Raw genomic sequence first — 19495 nt, 5'->3', positions numbered from 1 at the left:
AATAGAATGAAGAAAGTCGCCGTACTTGCCGGAGACGGAATCGGCCCCGAAGTGATGAAGGTAGCTCTTTCGGTCTTAAAAAAAGCCTTAGGAAAAAAAGAATCGGAGTTTATATTTGAGGCGGCATATGTCGGCGGAATCGCGATCGATAAGACCGGCGGTCCACTTCCGCAAGAAACTCTCAAACTCTGCGAAGGCTCTGATGCGATTTTATTCGGAAGCGTCGGTGGGCCGAAATGGGAATCCTTACCTCCCGAAAAGCAACCGGAACGCGGTGCCCTTTTACCCCTTAGAAAACACTTCGATTTATTTGCCAATTTGCGGCCCGCGATTATTTACCCGGAGCTAAAAAACGCATCTCCGATCAAAGCGGAGATTATCGGAAACGGTTTGGATATTTTGATCCTAAGGGAGTTGACGTCCGGAATTTATTTCGGCCAACCGAAGGGGCGGGAGGGCTCCGGCGCGGAAGAATTCGCATACGATACGATGAGATATTCGCGGAGAGAAATAGAACGAGCCGCTCGAGTCGCATTCGAAGCGGCCCGTAAAAGAAATAACAAAGTAACCAGCATCGATAAGGCCAACGTACTTACGACTTCCGTTTTTTGGAAGGAAGTCGTAATCGATTTGCATAAAAGAGAGTTTTCCGACGTCCAACTAGCTCATCTATATGTGGATAATGCGGCGATGCAATTGATCGTGAATCCGAAACAATTCGATGTTATTCTTTGCGAAAATATGTTCGGCGATATACTCTCGGATGAAGCTTCGATCATTACCGGTTCGATAGGCATGCTTCCTTCCGCTTCGCTTTCCGAATCCGGTTACGGATTGTATGAACCGTCCGGCGGATCGGCGCCTGATATTGCGGGAAAAGGAATCGCAAACCCGATCGCACAGATACTCAGTGCCGCTCTAATGCTACGCTATTCCTTCTCTCTCGAAGAAGAGGCGCAAAAAATCGAGACGGCCGTTCGTAGAGTTATATCGCAAGGTAAGCGGACAAGGGACATCGCAGAAGCGGGCGCGAAAATTCTCGGAACCGAAGAAATCGGAAAAGAAATCGAAAACGCATTGGGAATTTCTTGAACAACTTAGGATGGTGGTAAGATGAAAGGTGGAATTGCTCCCTCAGGAAGACCGTATCAGGTCATTATCGCTGAGAACTCCAAGTTCCAAGCCAAACAACTCGCTCAAATCTTGGAATCGGAAGGATACGAAGTCGTAGCATTTGCGGAAACAGGAAAAGAGTTAATCAATCTTTATAAAGAAAATAAAAAAGTGGATCTTATCACCCTCGATCTTCATTTACCGATCATGGACGGGTTCGCAGCGTTTTACGAAATTAAAGACTTAGGCGTTTTACCGCGCATTTTAGTAATTAGCGAAGAGAATACGCCCGCCGTGATCAAGACTCTGTCGGATAGCGGAGTGATGGATTATATCGTAAAACCGATTAAGCGGGAAAAAGTCCTAGAAAAAGCGAACGCTACGGTTCGAAAAGCTATCAAAGTATAACTGCCCTAGTTCGAAGACGGGACTCACTCCAACCAAATGCAGTTTAAGTTTCGTCCGGTATCTCCTCTTCTATGACTAAAATACCTGGAGTTAGCGGCCATCGTGCATGCTCCGCTCGTTTCTACGAACGGCTCCGTTCCTAGTTTACGGATCCGATTCATCAGAAAGGTTTTTTGTTCCAACAAAAACTTCCCTTCTTCGGGTAATGCTTTAAGCGCACCCGGAAATTCCTTTCTAAATTCTCCGGCCACATCTTCTCCGACTTCATATTGTTTTCCCGTAGCATAAGGTCCGATGAAGAATTGCAGAAGTTGTAAATCGACCGAGTATTTCTTCGAAACTTCCAGCAAAGCCGATTCCGTTACTCCGGCCAACGTGCCTTTCCAGCCCGAATGAACGATTCCAACCAAAGCCGGTCTTCCCGTCCAGAAAAAGATCGGCATGCAGTCAGCGGCTTTAACGACCAGCACCTTTCTAGGTTCAGTGGAATACAGCGAATCTCCCTGAGGGATTTCTTCGGGCGTCAAGGAATCCGCATTTACGACGGTTTTTCCGTGAACCTGGTCTAATAAATAAATCTGATCTTCCGGAATCTGGCTAAAATGAGCGACCTTTCCTCGAATGTATTCTGGGGTCGGGGTATAGTCGTTTAACTCCTGGTTTCCCAGAATTAGAATCCGCAGACTCCTTTTATCTTCGAGAAAGAATCGATGATCGATCATACTTGACGGGAAGAGCTTCTAGTCTTGTATAGAAAAGACGGAAAATAATTCGAGTCGGAAACGATTGCCGACGATCTTTTTCCGCAAAGCGCAGAATGTCAAAAATTGTAAAAGTAAAAATCTGCGGGATAAAAGACCCGGACATCCTGAAATTATGCGTCGAGGAAGGTGCAGATTTCGTAGGCCTGAATTTTTCTCCCGTAAGTTCGCGAAATATAACCCGCTTCCGGGCGGAACATTTGCTAGCGTATCTCAAGAATTCCGTCCCTGAATCCGCTCGTCCGAAAGTGGTATTCCTATTTTACAAGAATTCTATACCTTTTGTGGAATCGGTCCTAAAAACTCTTCCGTATGATTATTTGCAATTCGTGAACGATGACCCGATGCTACCCGGTCGCTCCTCGCCTTTACTAGGCCAAAGAAACCGAAGAATTTTATCCTACCGAGTAAAAAGCGCGATCAAGGATGATTCCCTAGCTTCCTTAGATTCGGAATTGTTGATCTTGGATAGCTATGTTTCCGGCTCGGGAGGAGGAACGGGAGAAGAGTTCCCGTGGAAATACGTCCGAGACGTTCGACGCCCTTATTTTCTTGCAGGGGGATTGCGAGCGGATACAGTCGTTAAAGCGATCCGAGAACTCCAACCGTACGGAGTCGACGTTGCGAGCGGAGTGGAATCTTCTCCGGGAGTTAAGGACCCTAAGCTGGTCCGAGAATTTATTAAGAATGCCAAAAGAGCTAGCAGCAGAAACTAACGAGCCGAATTTATCGGAAGCTCTAGATACGCCTATGATGCGCCAGTACTTGGACATCAAGGCGCGATTTACGGATTCGATTCTCTTCTTTCGGATGGGCGACTTTTACGAAATGTTCCTGGAAGACGCGAAAATCGCCTCCAATATTTTAGATATAGCCTTAACAAAGCGCCAGAACTCCGTTCCAATGTGCGGGATCCCTTATCATAGTAAGGATGCTTATATCGCACGATTACTCGCGGCGGGGAAAAAGATCGCGATCTGCGAGCAATCCAAGCCTGATGACTCGAACCCTAAATTAATGACGAGGGACGTAGTTCGTATAATTACTCCTGGCACTGTCATAGAAGAAAATCTACTCTCCGGTTACCAAAATAATTATCTTTGCGTCTTACTGCCGAAAGCGACCCTGGTATTCGCCGGTATGGCCGATGTTTCCACTGGAGAAGTTTTGCAATTCACCGTTCCCGTATCGAACCCGAACGCATTAATTGCCGAACTTGAAAAATTCCACCCTAGTGAGACGTGTATTTTAGAAAAAGATCTGGAACGAATTCGGTCCTGGGAAGGATTTTCGGACTCCAATTTCTCCTTGCTCCCTCAATCCGCGGAAGGCGGTGCGGAAGCGAAGGACCCTTTTTCTTCCGTTCGCAATTGCTTGGAATATTATATTCGAGAAAATTATAGGGACGGATCTCTAACGCTTCGGGAGGCCAAAGTTTTACGAACCGGTTCGTTTTTGGAAATGGATCGGGAAACGGTGATAAATTTAGAGTTAATCGAAAATGAAAAGGAAAAGAATCATACCTTATTTTCCGTATTAAATTTTTGTCATACTCCCAAGGGAAAACGCCTACTAAAGCAAAGAATTTTATTTCCGGAAACGGATCTCGCCGTAATAAGCCTGCGTTGGGAAAAACAGGATTTGCTGCGAAAGAGCCAAACTCATCTTTTGGTTCAAGCACTAAAAGATCTAGGAGATCTCGAAAGAATTTTAATACGATTCCGAAATAATAAAGCCTATCCTCGGGATTTCAGGACAGTCCTAACGGCGATAAAAACCGGCGAATTTATTACCGAGCAACTGAAATCCGTAGCCTACCCGATCAATTATCCTCAAGGAAAACTGGCCGATTTAGAAATCCATATTCAAGAGAGATTAAACCCGGAAGACCTGCCGGTGATTTTAGGAAACGGGAAATTCTTAAAAGACGGATATCTCCCGGAGTTGGATAAAGCGAGAGAGGCAGGCACCAAAGGAATGGATTGGATCCTAGAATTAGAGGCCGCCGAAAAGAAACGAACAGGCTTATCCACTCTCAAAATCAAGTACAACAAAATCGTAGGCTATTTCATCGAGATTTCTAGAAACCAAGCGGAACAAGCCCCCAAAGAATATCTAAAGAAACAAACCTTGGTCACGACCGAACGATTCACGATTTCCCGCTTGGAAGAGATCGAAAGAGCGATTTTGGAAGCGGACGATACGATTCGCTCGGTGGAAAAAACCGAGTTCGATTTAATGACCGCAAAAGTCTTGGAGTACGCCGCCGAACTATTGGAGTTATCCGAGGAATTCGGTGACCTGGATTTTCAACTCTCTCTCTTAAAAGCCGAGGAAAAATACGGTTGGGTAAGAGCCTCCTTCAATTCCAATTCGGGAATTTCAATGAAGGACTCCAGGCATCCGGTGGTGGAAGCAAGTCTGCCTGTCGGAGCTAAATTCATTCCCAACGATGTTTTGTTGGACGTAGGAGACAACGCGATCGCAATCCTGACAGGACCCAATATGGCGGGAAAATCCACATTTATGCGCCAAATCGCTTTGAACCAAATTCTATTTCAGATCGGCTCCAGCGTTTCGGCTACGAAGGCCCAATTGCCGATTGTGGATCGCTTATTCACTCGGATAGGAGCGGGAGATAATCTTACCGCGGGGGAATCCACTTTTTTCGTGGAAATGAAAGAAACCGCTAATATTCTAAGAAACTGTAGTCCACAATCCCTATTATTATTCGACGAGGTAGGTAGAGGGACTTCCACCTACGACGGAATGAGCATCGCCTGGGCGATACTGGAATATCTCTCCGAAATGTCGGTCAGACCGAAGACGGTATTCGCCACTCATTATCACGAATTGACCGAACTCTCTCGCTTGCCGGGAGTTTGGAATATTCACATGGAAACGTTGGAAAAGGAAGATAAGGTTTTGTTCCTTCGCAAAGTCAGACCCGGCAAGGCAAAGAAATCCTTCGGCATCTATGTGGCTCAACTTGCAGGAGTTCCCGATCCGGTCGTAAGGAGAGCGGGAGAAATTCTTTCCGATCTGGAATCAAGGAAGAAGGAAATCCGAATTCAAACCAGAGAACCTTCCCTCTTTCAGGATTTTACCCCTTCCTCCTCCGATCAACAATTTTGGCAAGACTGGAAAAAAGAAATCGCAGAACTACCGATCGAATCGATGACGCCGATGGAAGCATTACGTTTATTGGATGATTGGAAGCGACGAGTGATATCGAAAGAAAATAAAGGATGAAAATGCGGAAGTTAGACGGCGATTTTATCCCTCGAATAAATAAAGCAGTACGTCCATCGGAGCGAAATCCACCCAATTTTCAATTCCGGATTTTAAGCCCTCCTTTGCATGAAATCCGATTCCGATTCCCGCCTCGGCAAGCATCAGCTGATCGTTAGCTCCGTCACCCACTGCGATCACTTCTCTCTTTGAAATACCGAATTTTTCCCGCAACTCGAGTAATGATCCGCGCTTTACGTCCTTATCCACGATTCTACCCAAAACACCACCGGTAAGTTTTCCGTCAATTCGCTCAAGCACGTTAGCGCGGACCTCGTCTATTTCATAGTCCTTCTGAAACGCTTCTAAAATATCGGTAAATCCGCCGCTGAAAACCGCCAGCTTAGCGCCACGTCTTTTCAACTCGGAAAGAAGATCCCTTACCCCGTAATTTAAGGTAAGTCGGGGATAAAGTTTTAAAAGGGAATCGGCCGAAAGACCGCGTAAATAAGCACAACGTTTTCTTAATGATTCCTGGAAGTTTAGATTTCCTTCCATGGCCTCTCGAGTGACAGCGGCAACTTCGTCGTAAACGCCGGCAAAACGAGCCAATTCATCTACGACTTCCTGTCGGATCAACGTGGAATCCATATCGAAACAAAATAACGATTCGTTCTTAATCCTATGTTCGATCTGCAAAACATCGACTTTCGCCGAGAATAAGCACCTTCTCAAGGAAGTTAACTCTTCTCTTGCGATTGATCGTTCCACGAAAGCAAGAAAGCAATGCCATCCGCTTGGAATCACGGATTTCACTTTTTCCAAGCGTATTTCGTTTTCGAAGCGACGCCCGACCTCTTCTCGCAGGAAGGGAAGCGTTTCCGATGGACGTTCTACAAAAAATAAAAGCATCGGTTACTATTTGATAAAAGGCTTAATTTGCTTGGCCCAGATTTTGTAGGCAGTTTCATTCACATGGATTTTATCTAATTTTCCGCCGAATTCCAATGCAAGGTCTTCCCGAAGAAACGGCAGTTGTTTTTTTCGAAAGTAAGGCCATATATCCAGAAAACTTACGTTCGGATTTTCGGAAGCAATTCTCGACAACCAGGCATTAACGACCGGTGATACCGAATTTACGTCCTTGCTTAAAACCGGCGGAATTCCCAAAAGAACGATTTTAGCATCGGGTAGGATGCTATGAATTTTTGCAATGATCTCTCTATGCCTAGCTTCTATGTAATCCAAGCATTTTCCTTCGCGGATATCGTTCCCGCCGATTTCCATCACGATATAGGAAGGTTTTAGAGCAAAGACGGTGCTTTCCAACCTTCCTAAAAGCATCTCCGTCATATCTCCGGGGATTCCCCGGTTTACGGATCCGGGAAACTGAACCGACAATAAATCTGCCGGAAATCCGGCAATCAAACTATTCCCTACGAATACGATCCTGGCCACTTTGATACGTTCGTTTTCTTTCTTATAGAATTCGATCGCCTCGTTGTATTTTGCCTGGTATTGGGTCCAGAATTCGGCGCTCCTAGATCCGAGACTACTCGAACAGGCAAAATCAGGATTATAATAATCTACAATCGTATCGTTGCGAAAACTGGCGCAGGAAGTAAGCAAGGCAAAAACAAAACTGATACGTGTAAGAGATTTCATGCAAAGGGACATGCCCCGGATAAGGATTCTTAGTTATCAGAATCCTTCATATGAAAGCGTTTATGCCAGTCCGCAATCTGCGCCTGAAGGTATTCCTCAGTGTCGCAGATCCGAAATTCGATGGGGTTGTTGGAAACGGTGTCGATCAATTTGGCTTCTATATAGCCGTTTTTAAGTTTATTGATCTCTATTTTATATTTCATCCGACAGCTCTCCGTTATATCCAGGATTTTTTTTCTACCGAGACTTTCAATCCATTACGAATTCTTCCTTCGAAAACGAAAGGCTTAAATTCGAATCTCATTCGGTGTTAGGTTCCGGAAAACGTACTGGTTTTAAATACTATAAACTTCGATTTTTTTCTACGGTTTTTTCTTAAATTTATAAAGTTCCGGAAAATTATCCGCCGAATATAGATGATCCTTTCCTAAAATGGTTTCCCAATCTATTTCATCACCCTTACCCGAAGAAAATTCCGGAAGAAATCCCGCGTCTAGAATCATCTTAACTGTATCCAATGCATCCGATCCTTTTACGTTCAGATAACCGCTGGCAAAAAGAGAATTCGCCGTAAAGAGAGCCATACCTTGTAAACTTCGTAAGTGACCTTCTCTTCCTGCCGCGATCCGCACTTCCGAATCCGGGTTTACGAGCCGAAAAACGATCAGAGTCCGCAAACAAAATTCCGGCGTAAGAGCCTGAGGATTCTTTATCGCATGTCCGGCTACTGGAATGAAAAAATTCACAGGAATCGATATCACTCTTAGAGCCTTAATTTCGAATACTACATTTACGAGATCGTTAAGAGACTCACCCATTCCAACGATCACGCCTGAGCACATTCCGATTCCTGCGTCCGATAGATGAGAAAGAGTTTCCACTCTTTGCTCATAGGTATGAGTATCGCAAATTTCAGGATAATGCTCTTTAGAAGTATTTAAATTATGATTATAGCGGTCGAGCCCTGCCTGCTTGAATCGAAGCGCTTTTTCCCGATCTAATAATCCGGCTGAAAGACAGACCTTCAGGCCGAGTTCTCGGTTGATTCTTTCGATCGTTTGTGCCAATCGCTCCGTTGAATGAGAATTCGGCCCCGTACCGGCCGTGACCATGCAAAAACGATAGGCCCCGTTCTCTTTTGCTTGGATCGCGTCTTGAAATATCTCTTCTTCGGTTTTTAAGGAATATTCTTGGATACCCGAATTTGCATTCTTGCGTTGCGCGCAGTAACCGCAGTCTTCGGGGCAATGGCCGTTTTTAATATTATCGAGTATGTGAATTCGGACCGACCGACCAAAATAATGTTCCCTTGCCTTAAAGGCCTTATCTAGACATTCGGTTAACGGAATTTTACCTTGGAGAATGGTGAAGGCTTCTTCCCTAGAAAGCAAGCTTGGGACCTCGGACAGGACCTTCTCCTCCACAGGAAGAGACGTTTCGATCACGGTTTTCATTCTACCGATAGTTTCTTAGGGGCTCGGCAATTGGCAATCGATATTCCGCTAAAAACTAGCGTCTCAGGCGGGTACCCGATACGCTAGCAAAGCCGTCCGAATCGCGGCAAAAATTCTATCTATAGATACCTGAGAAATAATATAAGGAGGGGTTACATAGATGACATTTCCTAGCGGTCTTAAAATCACACCCTGCTCGAGACAAATTCGCTTAAATTCCCGAGAGTATGCGTTATTATATCCAGGGGATTCTTTACCCGTCTCGAGTTCGCCGACTCCTACTGCTCCTAACACTCTCACATTCCTGATTTTTTCCGGAAATTCCGCTCGTACTTTGATCCAGCCTTCTTTCAGCTTATGCTCTAGTCGCTTAACATCTTCGAGACGCTTCTCCTCAAGCAATAATCGAAGGGAGGCAAGCGCCACCGCGCAACCGGTGGGATACCCCGTCATCGTATGACCGTGATAGAAGACTTTCAGGGGCTCATCGGATACGAATTCCCGATAAATCTCTTCCCGAACTAGCGTGACCGCAAGAGGCAAAACGCCGCCTGATAAACCTTTCGCTAGCGCAATCATATCCGGTTCTATTCCTGCCGCCTCGTACGCAAACGTATGGCCCGTTCTACCGAAACCCGTGAATACCTCATCCAGTAAAAGTAAAACCCCGTACCGAGAAGTGATTTCTCTTAATCGCTGGAGAACTTTCGGCTTATGAAACAACATTCCCCCGGCTCCGGCAATTAACGGCTCCAGAACGACTCCGACGACTTCATTGGAATGAGAGGATAAATACGCCTCTAACTCATCCAAACAATCTTCGGCACAGGAATGCGGTAATTTTCCTAAAGGACAATCATGGCAGGCTGGAGACGGAAAATCCTTTGTCGGAAATAATAGGGTTTGAAAAACCCGATTAAAAATAGAGTCCCCTCCCACACTCATGGCTCCGATCGTATCTCCATGGTAAGAGGCCGAAAATTTGATGAAGGTTTTCTTCTTCTCCTCGCCTCGATTCCGAAAGTACTGCAATGCGATCTTTAGCATGATCTCGAGGGCGGTCGAACCGTTATCGGAATAAACGACTTTATGAAACTTCCAATTCGCAAATTGCAAAAGTTCATGTGCGAGTTCCAAGGCCGGCGGATGAGTGAAGCCCGCCAGCAATACGTGGTCCAATTTATCCAGTTGTTCCTTAACCGATTGAATCAGTTTAGGATGGTTATGGCCGTGAATGCTCACCCACCAGGAGGATATTCCGTCCACATAATCTTTACCCGTTTCGTCATATAGGAACTCTCCTTTCCCGGAGACGATTTTGAGGGGAGGATCGGAACCGATCAGGGGAGTATAAGGATGCCAAATCAAGGGAATAAAATCTCCGGAAGAATACCTTTTGGATCGAACTCCTCGGCAACTTTTCCTAGGAACTCCTGGCGAGCCAATCGCCTTTCCGGAAGCAGAAAAGTTCCCAAAAGTCCGATTTCACCAGCTTCTATGATGGTCCGAATATTATCCGACCGCAAGGGATTTTCCGGTCCTATGAAAAAAACTCCGTGGCATTTAATCCCCGACTTCTTAATAGCTTCAACCGAAAGAAGGGTGTGGTTAATGGTTCCTAGGTCCGTCGAAGCAACGAGGACTACGGGCAATTGAGATTGAACGATTAAATCTATATTATAGTAATATCTCTTCAACGGAACGTACAAACCGCCTGCTCCTTCGATTAATATGCGTTCCGATCGAATACTGTACAAATGCCTGGAGAGTTCGTCCGTATCCACCTCGACATTGGCAAGTTCCGAGGAAAGATGCGGAGATGCGGGAATTTCAAAGGTATAATAATTTTTTAGAAAATATCGTTCGTTCAAACCGGTCAAATTCATGATTTTGACCCGCTCCGAATCCTCTCCTGTTTGAATAGGTTTAAAATATTTGACACCGTATTTAGCGGCGTATTTGGCGAGAAAGAGCGAACAGAATAAGGTTTTACCGACATCGGTTCCAGTCGCCGTCACGAAAACAGCCAAATTTATCGCTCCCTCAAAATGCTTAGGAATAATATTAGATCTTCTTTATGAAGCTTAGCATTGATCGAAACCCGGATTCTGGATATGTCGACGGTCGGGGGCCGGATCGCCTTTGCCTGAAAGCCTGCCGCTTCGAATAATGTCGCGAGTTCCAAGGCCTCTTTTTCGTTCTCCAATAAAATAGGAACGATCTGGGAAGAGGATCTCCCGAAGGAATATCCTTTCGCTTCGATACCTTTCCGCAAATGAAGGGAAAATTCTTCGACCCTTTTCCTTTCCGCATCCATCGATTTAGCTAAGCGAACGGCAGTCCTTCCTGCGTGCGCAATCGCAGGCAAGGATCCCGTGGAAAATACGAAGGTTCTAGCGGAATGAAGTAAGAATTTTCTGACCTCGGCTGTGCAGGATACCATCGCACCTTCCAATCCGAGCGCCTTTCCCAAAGTCGCCATCCGAAAATCGATACCTTCCAGCTCGGACGAGGAAAGTTGAGAATTTGCAAATCCCGCCCCTTTCGGCCCGAATAATCCTATCGCATGGGCTTCATCCAAATAAAGTAAGGCTCCGTATCTGTCCTTCAATTCGAGTAAATCCCTGATTTGGGCGACATCCCCGTCCATGCTAAACACGGTTTCGGTTACGATAATTTTATGCTTACTCGAAGAATGCTTCCTTAGGAGTTGTTCGAGATGGTTTAAATCCAAATGACGATAATAGACTTTTTTGGCGCCCGAAAGACGAATCCCGTCCATTAAAGAAGCGTGATTCTTTCTATCCGCAAAAACCACGTAGGAAGGATCGCAAACGCAAGAAAGCGTGCCGAGATTGGCCGCGTATCCGTTTGCAAAAAATAAGGAAGCCTCCGAATCCACCCAGGAGGAGAAATCATCCTCTAGCCTGGAAAAAACGTCCCGATGTCCGCGAACCAACCTGCTGGCTGTAGACCCGGCTCCGAATAGATCGATTCCTTCTTTGAGAGACTCTATAATTTCAGGATGTTGCGATAAGCCGAGGTAGTCGTTAGAGCAAAGATCTATGCCGATCGGAGGGTCTAAAGACCTGATTCGATTCGTAGATTCGAGTCGGGAAAAAAAGGCGGGTAACTCGCCGTAAAAGGGGACGCTGAATGTCCTGAGTTCCCGCACTTCTTTTTCGAAAAGGAATTAAAGCATTCCCTTTACTTCATCCCGCTCGGATTTAAGTTCGTCATGGGTAATCTTAAACTTCTCTTTTGCGAAGTCGTTTAAGGTCAGCCCCTTAACGATCTCCACTTTTTTCCCGTCCGATTTTACCGGAAACCCGAAAATTAAGCCTTTGTCTGCCTCGTAAGATCCGTCCGACGCGACTGCTACGCTAAACCAATCGGCTGCAGGAGTCGGATTGATGATTTGACGGACGGTGTCTACGACTCCGTTCGCCGCAGAAGCCGCAGAAGATGCGCCTCTGGCTTTGATAATTTCGGCACCCCGTTGCTGAACGTTTTTAATGAAATCGCCTTTTAACCATTCCTGGTCCTTGATCACATCGGTCGCCGCTTTTCCGGCAATTTTAGCGTTATAGAAATCCGGATATTGCGTCGCGGAGTGATTTCCCCAGATCCCGACATTGGTTACATCTTTTACCGGAACACCCGCTTTATTCGCTAACTGCGATTTCGCACGATTTTCATCCAACTTAGTCATCGCAAACCAGCGATCCGTAGGAATTCCTTTTGCATTATTCATTGCAATCAAGCAATTCGTGTTACACGGGTTTCCGACTACGAGCACTCTTAAATCGGAAGCCGCATTCTTTTCCAAAGCCTTACCTTGGTTCACGAAAATTCCGCCGTTAATTTTAAGAAGGTCCCCTCTTTCCATCCCGGCTTTACGAGGAACCGAGCCTACCAAAAGAGCCCAGTTAATGTCTTTAAACGCGGTATCTAAATCGGAGGAAACGGTTACTTTTTGAAGAAGCGGGAAAGCACAGTCTTCCAACTCCATAATTACGCCCTTTGCCGCGGGTAAAGCAGCTTCCAGTTCCAACATTTGGATTTCAACCGGAGTGTCCGATCCAAACATTTGGCCGGAGGCGATCCGGAATAGAAGAGAATAACCGATTTGCCCTGCGGCTCCGGTAACTGCTACTTTAACTGTGTTTCCCATAAAATGCTGTCCTACCTATTTTTCAGGTTAATTTTTTAACTCTTGGTCTATGATTTTAGTAAATGATTCGATCGGTTGTGCGCCTTCTACCATAATTCCGTTGATGAAAAAGGCGGGTGTCCCGTTGACCCCGTATTTTTGGCCTTCGGCGATATCGGCGTCGATTTCGATTTTTTGCTTCGCTTCGTCGGATATGCATTTTTGAAATTCGGGCATATTTAATCCGCTCTTTTGAGCAAGCGAAATGACATTACTTCTTTCTAAATTGCCGCTGTTCTCAAAAAGATTGGAAAAGTAATCCCAATACTTTCCTTGAGGAATCGCGCAATTCGCGGCAATGTGGGCAAACATCGCATTTTGGTGAAACGGAAGCGGAAAATCGCGGAATACCCAACGGATTTTTCCCTGATATTTTTCGCGCAACTGTTTTGTAACATCCTGGCTTCTCTTGCAATAAGGACATTCAAAATCGGAAAATTCGATTATGGTAATCTTCGCATCCTTGGGTCCGATGGACGGATTATCGCCGGTCGAGACTTCTATCTTAGTCGGCGCCAGCTCTTGTACACGAATATCTATATCGTATTTAGAGCGAAGCTGCTGGTAAAATGCCTGGCGTTCCTCGTCTTCCTTGACTCTCTTTAGGAAGCTGCCGATATCGCCCTGCACCTGCGGATACGATTTTCCTTTCAGAGCGGGAATATTATTTTTATATTGATTATAAGTGGCAATTTTTTCTTCTTCGGTGGGTTCGTAATTAGCCGCAAACTTGGTCAGTTCCTGAACGGCGACACCCCTGTCCTTCGCTTCCAATTCCAGCACCTTATCGTTGGCAAATTGGGAAAAAAGTCTATAGATTTTGTCGTTATTCTCCGCGGCGTATTTACGATAAAGTGCCGCATTCGAATCCTTAACATCGCTTAACGTATAGTACCGATGTCCGATTTTTACATACTGTTCGGGAGCAAAAAATTTGTAAATCGGGTAGGCGGTAAGTAAGACGTAGAATCCGAAGGATCCTGCGAGTAAGATGGTTTTATTTACTTTAGAAAAAAGGTCGCTAAACCGGGGAGAACTCTCTTCCGACATAATCTCCTGTCCCGGGAAAAAAATTCCCTACTACCAATTTAGAAACTCGGTCACCTCTGGCAAACGTTAAATTCCGGCGGTATTTGGAGGCGAATCGGCAATTTCTAAAAAAAATGAAATACGTTCGAAATTTAAAATTAGATGAATTTGCCGCTCTTTCGCGCGAATTAAAGTTCAAAAAATTATTAAGCATCCGAATCCCTGACCGATAGAATTATATAGGGAGAACCAAAACGGTAAAGATTCTTCTAACAACGGGAACCATTAAGGGATCCTGCAAGTGAGAACGGAATCTGCAGTTTAGATTCTCGATCGAAACCTGAAAACGGAGGTTTAGGTTTATGAATGTTAACGGAATACAGACCGGCGGAGCTTATTCCCCGCAATGGTCGCCGCCAATAAAGGAACTAGGAAAAGAAGAACCTATTCCCACGGACTTGCTTCGACTGGGATTTCAGAAAAACGAAGGTATCGGCTTAAAAGAGCCGAAGCCGGAAGAACTAGTCATGAAACCCTCGCCGGTCAGTGCGGAAGAAAGAATGAGTCAAGTCATAAGCCCGGAACAAATGAAAGATTTATTATCTATGATCGTTCATTCGCGGTTTAGCGCAAATCCGAGCGGGACCAAACTCGGCCAAAGGTTTGATCAAAAAGGATAATTTTTGCTCTTCTTGCCCGCTTTATTCTATTCACCTAAGTTAGATACTTTCTTAATTATACTCGCAATCGTTTCAATTGCGGGGATGGGCTTCTTTTTCTATTGGGAAGTTCTCCGCCCCTACTCCGCCAAGATGCGTCCGGGAGAACTGGATCCGCCTGAGGAAGGGGATGTCCATGAAGTGGTCGTTCCGGAAAGTACGAGGTATTTCCGATTTTCGGTCGGTCAGGTTAACGGAAATTTACTTACCTTATGTCGTTCCATTCAGGACGAGCATCTGGTCTTTATTCTGAAAAAAGGAAAAGAAACCGAGGATTACGATATCCAAATCCAAAGATATGGCCCGGCTCTCGTGAAACCGCCTAGAATGCAGTTTTTCACAAAAATGGAATCACTAGAAAAATTAGAGAGTCATGAAATTATCGGACAAACGGCCGTGTTCCGTATATCCGACAAAATCACTCGGGAGAGGATGACCCAGTATTTTGAGATCGCATTGACCGCAGCTTTTTTTATCAATAAATTGGGAAAAGAGCGTATGAAGTTTTTGTTTACCGTTCAAAAAATCCATCCCGGACTTTCTCTTCGCTCCAGGGATAAGAAAGGACTTTATTCTTTCGGTAAGGAAAAGGCTGAAGAAGAGTAAATGCGTTCCGGATCGGGTTAAAGTTTCCGGGCTCGATACTGGATTCCGTTTGAGTCGACACCTATCTGGAGCAGCCGACAGGAAATTCCCGTTTCTTCGGAAAATTGTCTGGTTAATGATTCCAATTTTCCGGAGATTCTCTTGGAATGTTTGCGCTGACAGTAGAGCAGAATTGACGGGCCGCTCCCGGATAAAGAAACTCCCAAAACTTCCTTTTCGACTTTTTCCACCAACGGTAAGATAGGAAATTCAGGATTCATTCTATATGGAGTATGGATTCGATCTTCCAGAGCCTTCTGCAAAAGTCCCGGCTTACCCGATTCCAAAAATTCCCACCAGGTACCGAAGCGGCTCATATTAAAGATAACGTCTTCCACCGGATATTTTTCGGGAAGGCATTTTCGTGAATGGTTCGTCGCAATCTCGAATTCGGGTATTAAGAAAAAACAATGGATGCCCTTCGGAAATTTTTTCTTAAAATAATAAAGTCTCTCTTCGGCAAAGTAAGAAAAAACGAATCCTCCCAGATATGCCGGTGTGGTATTGTCCGGATGACCTTCTAACAATGCAAGATTGTATAAAAAATCGGACTCGCTAGGCGCCTTCGTTCCCTTAAAATACGTTTCTTGGGCAAAACGGGCCGCCGTATAACCCGCGACTACCGCACTGGCGCTGGATCCAAGACCGCCCTTCATCGGAAGATCCAATTCCATCTTTACCGAATAAGGCGGCGGGGAAATTTCCGGAATGAAAAGAGAAAAATAATTTTTATATGCGGCTAATACCAAGTCTTCGTCCTCGGAAAAAGGCGGGACCTCATATCCTTTGACACTGCTTCGGAAAGATTCGGATACTCCGAATTCAAACGAAAAGCGATTATAGATTTTAAAGGCGAGACCGAAAAGGTCGAAACCGGAACCAAGATTTGCGGATGTTCCCGGAACCTGAACTTGGAACTTATATTTCAGACTCATATCGACCTGGTAATCGCCATTGTTTGTTCTCCTGTGCGATCGTCATTTGCTTTTCTTCTTTTCATTCCCGGATGAAAAGAAACGATGCGTTCGTATGCATTTTGATTGGTTAGATGCCGTTGTCGTACTTTTATACTTCGCTCTCGTCCTTTACTCCGGTTGGACTACCGGAAAAAAGAATCCGGATGCTCATGAATTTTTTTTAGCGGGCAGAACTCTTGCTTGGGTTCCGCTTTCACTTTCCATTGTAGCGACGGAAACCTCTGCTCTCACATTTTTAGCGGTTCCAGGGATCGCATTTGCCGGTAATTTCACGTTTCTGCAAGTCGTATTAGGTTATATTTTAGGCCGGACGATCGTCGCGTCCTTCCTACTTCCCCTTACCTATCACGGCGGTTTTATGTCCGTCTATGAATGGGTCGGAAAGAGATTCGGAAGAAACTCTCAGAGAACGATGTCGGCCCTTTTTTCCGCCACAAGGATTCTAGGCGACGGAGTTCGATTGTACGCCTCGACGCTACCGATTGCACTTTTATTGGAGCTAGTATTGGCAAGACGGTTTCCGAACCTAATTTCATCCTATTGGATCGGAACAATCTCGTTGGTGATCATTACCCTAGTGACCTTGGCCTATACGATGCAGGGAGGATTTCGATCCGTAGTTTGGGTGGATACCCTACAATATTTCGTTTATATTTTCGGAGGCGTATTCGCTTTCGGACTCCTTTTCTCTGAAGTTTCCGATAGTAAGGCTTCTTTTTTACAGGCTTGGGAGGCGGGAAAATTTAGAATCATCGAGTGGCAAAAACCGACCGCAACCTACTTTCTACCCTGGGCCGTTATAGGCGGAGCCTTGCTAAGTTTAGGAACCCATGGAGCCGATCAGATGTTCATACAACGCGCGTTAGCTGCAAAAAATTTAAACGCCGCAAAAAAAGCAATGATTGTTTCGGGAATCGCAGTCTTCATCCAGATGCTTTTATTTCTCGGAATCGGAACTCTACTCTATTTTCATTATTCCGGCAAGCCGATTCATCAAGATAAGGTATTTTCGGAATTCTTAATAGAGGAAGTCCCCTCTCCGTTGCTCGGATTGCTCCTGTCCGGAATTTTAGCCTCGACGATGTCCACATTATCAAGTTCGATCAATTCCCTTTCCTTAACCGCAAAAGTTGATTTCGGATGGAATTTTCTAGGTCCGAAAAGCGGTAGCTTATTATTCGGAGTTCTTTTATTTCTCAGTTCTTTCTTTTTCTTTTCCTTACCGGAAGAGAAGACCAAGGGGTTGCTGGAATTGGGTTTAAAAATTTCCTCGTTTACGGTCGGCTCGATGGTTGCCGTGTTTTTGGTGGAAGTGATTCCTTTCTTTAGAAGGAGAATACTTGCGAGTGATTTGGGACTAAGCCTCTCACTATTAGGTGCGATTCTTACCACGGGAACTCTCGGAACCGTCTACAACCTAGGATTCACGGTATTAGTGCCTATCGGAATGATACTATTTTGGATCCTGGCAGGAACGGCTAGTTTGATTTTACCGAGAAAAACTCGTTAGAATGAAAAATCCCGGTGATGATCTCTTTAAATTCCTTCGCTTTCGTAAAATGGATATAATGATCGCCGCCCGGAATGCTATAGAATTTAGCGTTAGGAAAGTATCCTATAGTAGGCTCTCGATCTTCTTCGCGAAAGTAACCGGAAGCCGCCCCTAAAATAAAGAAAGCGGGCTTAGAAAATCGAGATTTCCTCGCTTCAAACTGCGATTCGAACATCCTCCGGGATTTTGCGAGGGCCTCTACGTTTAACTTCCAGCGATAACCGCCCTCTTCTTTCCTTTCTAAATTCATGAGTAGAAAATTTCGAATGAAAGAATCCGGAACGTAAACCGCCATTTTCGAATCTATCTCTTGTCTGGATTTGGAATCGGAAACGTCGATCATTAAAGCGGAAAGTTCGGCCTCGTACGCGAATTCGTAGTCTCTCGGGGCGACGTCCTCGACCAATAATCGGGAAACTTTATCCGGAAACCTCAGGGAAACGGTCATTGCAGTCAGTCCGCCCATCGAGTGACCTAGCAAGATCGCCGATAAAATGTTTCGATCCGTGAGAAATTCGTCCACGTCGGCCGCCATCGCTTCCAGCGTATGTTCGGTAGAATGAGGCGAATCTCCGTGATTTCTCAAATCCAGGCAATAGACGTCCGAAAACTCCGTCAGATACTCGGCTACAGTAACCCAATTCTTGGAGGAACCGAATAAGCCATGAAGAATCAGGATGGGATCGATGGATGCGAACGAGGAGTCCTTTTTTCGGGGATAGAACTTAGACGCCAGTTTCACTTGGAACCGCATTCCTCATAAATGATTTTCAGCTTCGAATGAAATTTCTTACCGTAACGGTACGGAAGTTCTTGGATTTTGGTCTTGAACGAGCCGAGAATTTCCGCCTTCGGCAATTTGGTATCGCATAATAGCGTTTCCCGATCTTTCACAAACTGCTGTAGTCGCTTATCAATTTGGTTGGAAAAAATCCGCGCGTAGTTTCCGTTCGGATTCAAGGAAAGATATTTTAATCGACGGGAAGCTTCGTCGTTTAAGGCGCAAATCGGATCCTTACCGCACTTAACTTCGGGCGTATACTTGACCCCAAGATATGCGGCAAAATCTCCCGGTTTCGTATTCGGGTACGACTCGGCGATTCGCCAGAAAGCCTGGGGACGAACACGAACTTTGGATCCGTCTTTCGTATTCGTCAAAGCATCTCCCCATACTCCGTCCTTAGATTGAACCCCGACGTCCGAAGGGAAAAGCCGTAGTAATTCCTCCAGTTTCGAGGTGGCCTTCCCGCGTATCTCCGGCGATTGAAGTTGCTCCAGATATCTCTGTAGCACGACCAATCTTTTGATTTTTAAGAAAAGGTATTCGTCGCCTTTAAAAATCGGTCCCTCTTCAACGCGAGTCAGATAGGAAAATACGGATTCAAGCTCCGAAAACGTGGACTCTTGGTATAAAAGCCGATCGATAGCCTTCGTAACCACCGAATAGCTTCCATGATCGCCTATCTTGAAAATCGCCTTAGATTCTACCCAACCTTTCAAACCGTCCTTGTCGGTTAATAATTGAAACTTGGATTTTAACTCGCGTAGATTTTCGGAAGTTAGGACCTCTCCGAAGGATAATTTCCGTAGCATTTCTGATTTTCGATCCGGAAATAGGTACAGAGAAGTTCCGACTTCTAATACGATGAATTCTCCCCTCGCCTCTCCTAAAACCGGAAAGGAAAGAAGCCCGATCAGGACTGAAACAATTCCGAAGAATCGTCGCAT

Annotated in this window: 20 protein-coding genes; 7 read left to right on the top strand and 13 right to left on the bottom strand. The window is 45.3% G+C overall.

Going from position 1 to position 19495, the window contains the following annotated elements:
• Nucleotides 1-6 precede the first annotated feature (6 nt).
• A complete protein-coding gene (gene leuB, locus LEP1GSC047_RS08915; protein ID WP_010419755.1) occupies nucleotides 7-1092 on the top strand; it encodes a 3-isopropylmalate dehydrogenase in 1086 nt (361 codons plus the stop codon).
• 21 nt (nucleotides 1093-1113) lie between these two features.
• On the top strand, nucleotides 1114-1521 hold the full coding sequence (locus tag LEP1GSC047_RS08910) for a response regulator (RefSeq protein WP_010419758.1): 408 nt from the start codon (nucleotides 1114-1116) through the stop codon (nucleotides 1519-1521).
• 23 nt (nucleotides 1522-1544) lie between these two features.
• Here LEP1GSC047_RS08910 and LEP1GSC047_RS08905 read toward each other — a convergent pair whose 3' ends face one another.
• The gene (locus LEP1GSC047_RS08905; protein ID WP_010419760.1) at nucleotides 1545-2243 is read right to left on the bottom strand and encodes a purine nucleoside phosphorylase YfiH/LACC1 family protein; all 699 of its coding nucleotides are present in this window, start codon (nucleotides 2241-2243) and stop codon (nucleotides 1545-1547) included.
• A 95-nt stretch (nucleotides 2244-2338) separates the two neighbouring features.
• On the opposite strand from LEP1GSC047_RS08905, the gene LEP1GSC047_RS08900 reads away from it, so the two are divergent.
• Complete coding sequence (locus LEP1GSC047_RS08900; RefSeq protein ID WP_010419763.1) at nucleotides 2339-2998, top strand: phosphoribosylanthranilate isomerase; 660 nt, start codon at nucleotides 2339-2341, stop codon at nucleotides 2996-2998.
• On the top strand, nucleotides 2970-5534 hold the full coding sequence (mutS, locus tag LEP1GSC047_RS08895) for a DNA mismatch repair protein MutS (protein WP_010419766.1): 2565 nt from the start codon (nucleotides 2970-2972) through the stop codon (nucleotides 5532-5534). Before LEP1GSC047_RS08900 ends, mutS begins: the two co-directional genes overlap by 29 nt.
• A gap of 24 nt (nucleotides 5535-5558) precedes the next feature.
• On the opposite strand, the gene serB is transcribed toward mutS, so the two are convergent.
• The 9 genes from serB to LEP1GSC047_RS08855 form a co-directional block, all read right to left on the bottom strand.
• Nucleotides 5559-6425, bottom strand: coding sequence for a phosphoserine phosphatase SerB (gene serB / locus LEP1GSC047_RS08890; RefSeq protein WP_010419770.1), 867 nt, complete (start codon nucleotides 6423-6425; stop codon nucleotides 5559-5561).
• Between the two features lie 6 nt (nucleotides 6426-6431).
• On the bottom strand, nucleotides 6432-7178 hold the full coding sequence (locus LEP1GSC047_RS08885) for a GDSL-type esterase/lipase family protein (protein ID WP_010419772.1): 747 nt from the start codon (nucleotides 7176-7178) through the stop codon (nucleotides 6432-6434).
• 29 nt (nucleotides 7179-7207) lie between these two features.
• Entirely contained in the window at nucleotides 7208-7381 is a 174-nt protein-coding gene (locus LEP1GSC047_RS21875) for a hypothetical protein (RefSeq protein WP_010419775.1), read from the bottom strand.
• 159 nt (nucleotides 7382-7540) lie between these two features.
• Nucleotides 7541-8632: a biotin synthase BioB gene (gene bioB, locus LEP1GSC047_RS08880; RefSeq protein ID WP_010419778.1), complete on the bottom strand. Its 1092-nt coding sequence runs from the start codon at nucleotides 8630-8632 to the stop codon at nucleotides 7541-7543.
• Nucleotides 8633-8695: 63 nt separating this feature from the next.
• On the bottom strand, nucleotides 8696-10000 hold the full coding sequence (gene bioA, locus LEP1GSC047_RS08875) for an adenosylmethionine--8-amino-7-oxononanoate transaminase (RefSeq protein ID WP_010419781.1): 1305 nt from the start codon (nucleotides 9998-10000) through the stop codon (nucleotides 8696-8698).
• Nucleotides 9997-10662 carry a dethiobiotin synthase gene (gene bioD, locus LEP1GSC047_RS08870; protein WP_010419784.1) on the bottom strand — a complete coding sequence of 222 codons (666 nt, stop codon included), beginning with the start codon at nucleotides 10660-10662 and terminating at the stop codon, nucleotides 9997-9999. The genes bioA and bioD overlap by 4 nt, the downstream gene beginning before the upstream one ends.
• A 2-nt stretch (nucleotides 10663-10664) precedes the next feature.
• Complete coding sequence (locus tag LEP1GSC047_RS08865; RefSeq protein ID WP_010419787.1) at nucleotides 10665-11807, bottom strand: aminotransferase class I/II-fold pyridoxal phosphate-dependent enzyme; 1143 nt, start codon at nucleotides 11805-11807, stop codon at nucleotides 10665-10667.
• 18 nt (nucleotides 11808-11825) lie between these two features.
• On the bottom strand, nucleotides 11826-12806 hold the full coding sequence (locus tag LEP1GSC047_RS08860; protein ID WP_010419789.1) for a malate dehydrogenase: 981 nt from the start codon (nucleotides 12804-12806) through the stop codon (nucleotides 11826-11828).
• Between the two features lie 27 nt (nucleotides 12807-12833).
• Nucleotides 12834-13895, bottom strand: a complete 1062-nt coding sequence (locus LEP1GSC047_RS08855) for a DsbA family protein (protein WP_010419792.1) — start codon at nucleotides 13893-13895, stop codon at nucleotides 12834-12836.
• 341 nt (nucleotides 13896-14236) lie between these two features.
• On the opposite strand from LEP1GSC047_RS08855, the gene LEP1GSC047_RS08845 reads away from it, so the two are divergent.
• The gene (locus tag LEP1GSC047_RS08845; protein ID WP_010419798.1) at nucleotides 14237-14554 is read left to right on the top strand and encodes a hypothetical protein; all 318 of its coding nucleotides are present in this window, start codon (nucleotides 14237-14239) and stop codon (nucleotides 14552-14554) included.
• 3 nt (nucleotides 14555-14557) lie between these two features.
• On the top strand, nucleotides 14558-15199 hold the full coding sequence (locus LEP1GSC047_RS08840) for a hypothetical protein (RefSeq protein WP_020988542.1): 642 nt from the start codon (nucleotides 14558-14560) through the stop codon (nucleotides 15197-15199).
• Between the two features lie 17 nt (nucleotides 15200-15216).
• Here the strand turns inward: LEP1GSC047_RS08840 and thrB are convergent, their stop codons facing one another.
• Nucleotides 15217-16173 (bottom strand): homoserine kinase, encoded by a 957-nt coding sequence (thrB, locus tag LEP1GSC047_RS08835; RefSeq protein WP_010419803.1) that lies wholly within the window; start codon nucleotides 16171-16173, stop codon nucleotides 15217-15219.
• A gap of 94 nt (nucleotides 16174-16267) precedes the next feature.
• On the opposite strand from thrB, the gene LEP1GSC047_RS08830 reads away from it, so the two are divergent.
• Complete coding sequence (locus tag LEP1GSC047_RS08830) at nucleotides 16268-17725, top strand: sodium:solute symporter family transporter (protein ID WP_010419805.1); 1458 nt, start codon at nucleotides 16268-16270, stop codon at nucleotides 17723-17725.
• Here LEP1GSC047_RS08830 and LEP1GSC047_RS08825 read toward each other — a convergent pair.
• Both LEP1GSC047_RS08825 and LEP1GSC047_RS08820 read right to left on the bottom strand, forming a co-directional pair.
• Entirely contained in the window at nucleotides 17694-18509 is an 816-nt protein-coding gene (locus LEP1GSC047_RS08825; protein WP_010419807.1) for an alpha/beta fold hydrolase, read from the bottom strand. The genes LEP1GSC047_RS08830 and LEP1GSC047_RS08825 overlap by 32 nt on opposite strands.
• Nucleotides 18506-19495 (bottom strand): hypothetical protein, encoded by a 990-nt coding sequence (locus LEP1GSC047_RS08820; RefSeq protein ID WP_010419809.1) that lies wholly within the window; start codon nucleotides 19493-19495, stop codon nucleotides 18506-18508. The genes LEP1GSC047_RS08825 and LEP1GSC047_RS08820 overlap by 4 nt, the downstream gene beginning before the upstream one ends.

The sequence above is a fragment of the Leptospira inadai serovar Lyme str. 10 genome (assembly GCF_000243675.2).
GTDB classification, from domain to species: domain Bacteria; phylum Spirochaetota; class Leptospiria; order Leptospirales; family Leptospiraceae; genus Leptospira_B; species Leptospira_B inadai.
Note: the sequence above shows the minus strand (reverse complement) of the source record. Positions and strands in the feature narration are given on the sequence as shown.

Bases quoted from the DNA above. Each gene is read 5' to 3' on its own strand.
- bioB (WP_010419778.1), bottom strand. From the start codon at position 8,632: ATGAAAACCGTGATCGAAACGTCTCTTCCTGTGGAGGAGAAGGTCCTG.
- mutS (WP_010419766.1), top strand. From the start codon at position 2,970: ATGCCAAAAGAGCTAGCAGCAGAAACTAACGAGCCGAATTTATCGGAA.
- leuB (WP_010419755.1), top strand. From the start codon at position 7: ATGAAGAAAGTCGCCGTACTTGCCGGAGACGGAATCGGCCCCGAAGTG.
- LEP1GSC047_RS08830 (WP_010419805.1), top strand. From the start codon at position 16,268: ATGCATTTTGATTGGTTAGATGCCGTTGTCGTACTTTTATACTTCGCT.
- LEP1GSC047_RS08910 (WP_010419758.1), top strand. From the start codon at position 1,114: ATGAAAGGTGGAATTGCTCCCTCAGGAAGACCGTATCAGGTCATTATC.
- LEP1GSC047_RS21875 (WP_010419775.1), bottom strand. From the start codon at position 7,381: ATGAAATATAAAATAGAGATCAATAAACTTAAAAACGGCTATATAGAA.
- LEP1GSC047_RS08845 (WP_010419798.1), top strand. From the start codon at position 14,237: ATGAATGTTAACGGAATACAGACCGGCGGAGCTTATTCCCCGCAATGG.
- thrB (WP_010419803.1), bottom strand. From the start codon at position 16,173: ATGAGTCTGAAATATAAGTTCCAAGTTCAGGTTCCGGGAACATCCGCA.
- serB (WP_010419770.1), bottom strand. From the start codon at position 6,425: ATGCTTTTATTTTTTGTAGAACGTCCATCGGAAACGCTTCCCTTCCTG.
- LEP1GSC047_RS08885 (WP_010419772.1), bottom strand. From the start codon at position 7,178: ATGAAATCTCTTACACGTATCAGTTTTGTTTTTGCCTTGCTTACTTCC.
- LEP1GSC047_RS08860 (WP_010419789.1), bottom strand. From the start codon at position 12,806: ATGGGAAACACAGTTAAAGTAGCAGTTACCGGAGCCGCAGGGCAAATC.
- LEP1GSC047_RS08900 (WP_010419763.1), top strand. From the start codon at position 2,339: ATGTCAAAAATTGTAAAAGTAAAAATCTGCGGGATAAAAGACCCGGAC.
- LEP1GSC047_RS08855 (WP_010419792.1), bottom strand. From the start codon at position 13,895: ATGTCGGAAGAGAGTTCTCCCCGGTTTAGCGACCTTTTTTCTAAAGTA.
- LEP1GSC047_RS08905 (WP_010419760.1), bottom strand. From the start codon at position 2,243: ATGATCGATCATCGATTCTTTCTCGAAGATAAAAGGAGTCTGCGGATT.
- LEP1GSC047_RS08820 (WP_010419809.1), bottom strand. From the start codon at position 19,495: ATGCGACGATTCTTCGGAATTGTTTCAGTCCTGATCGGGCTTCTTTCC.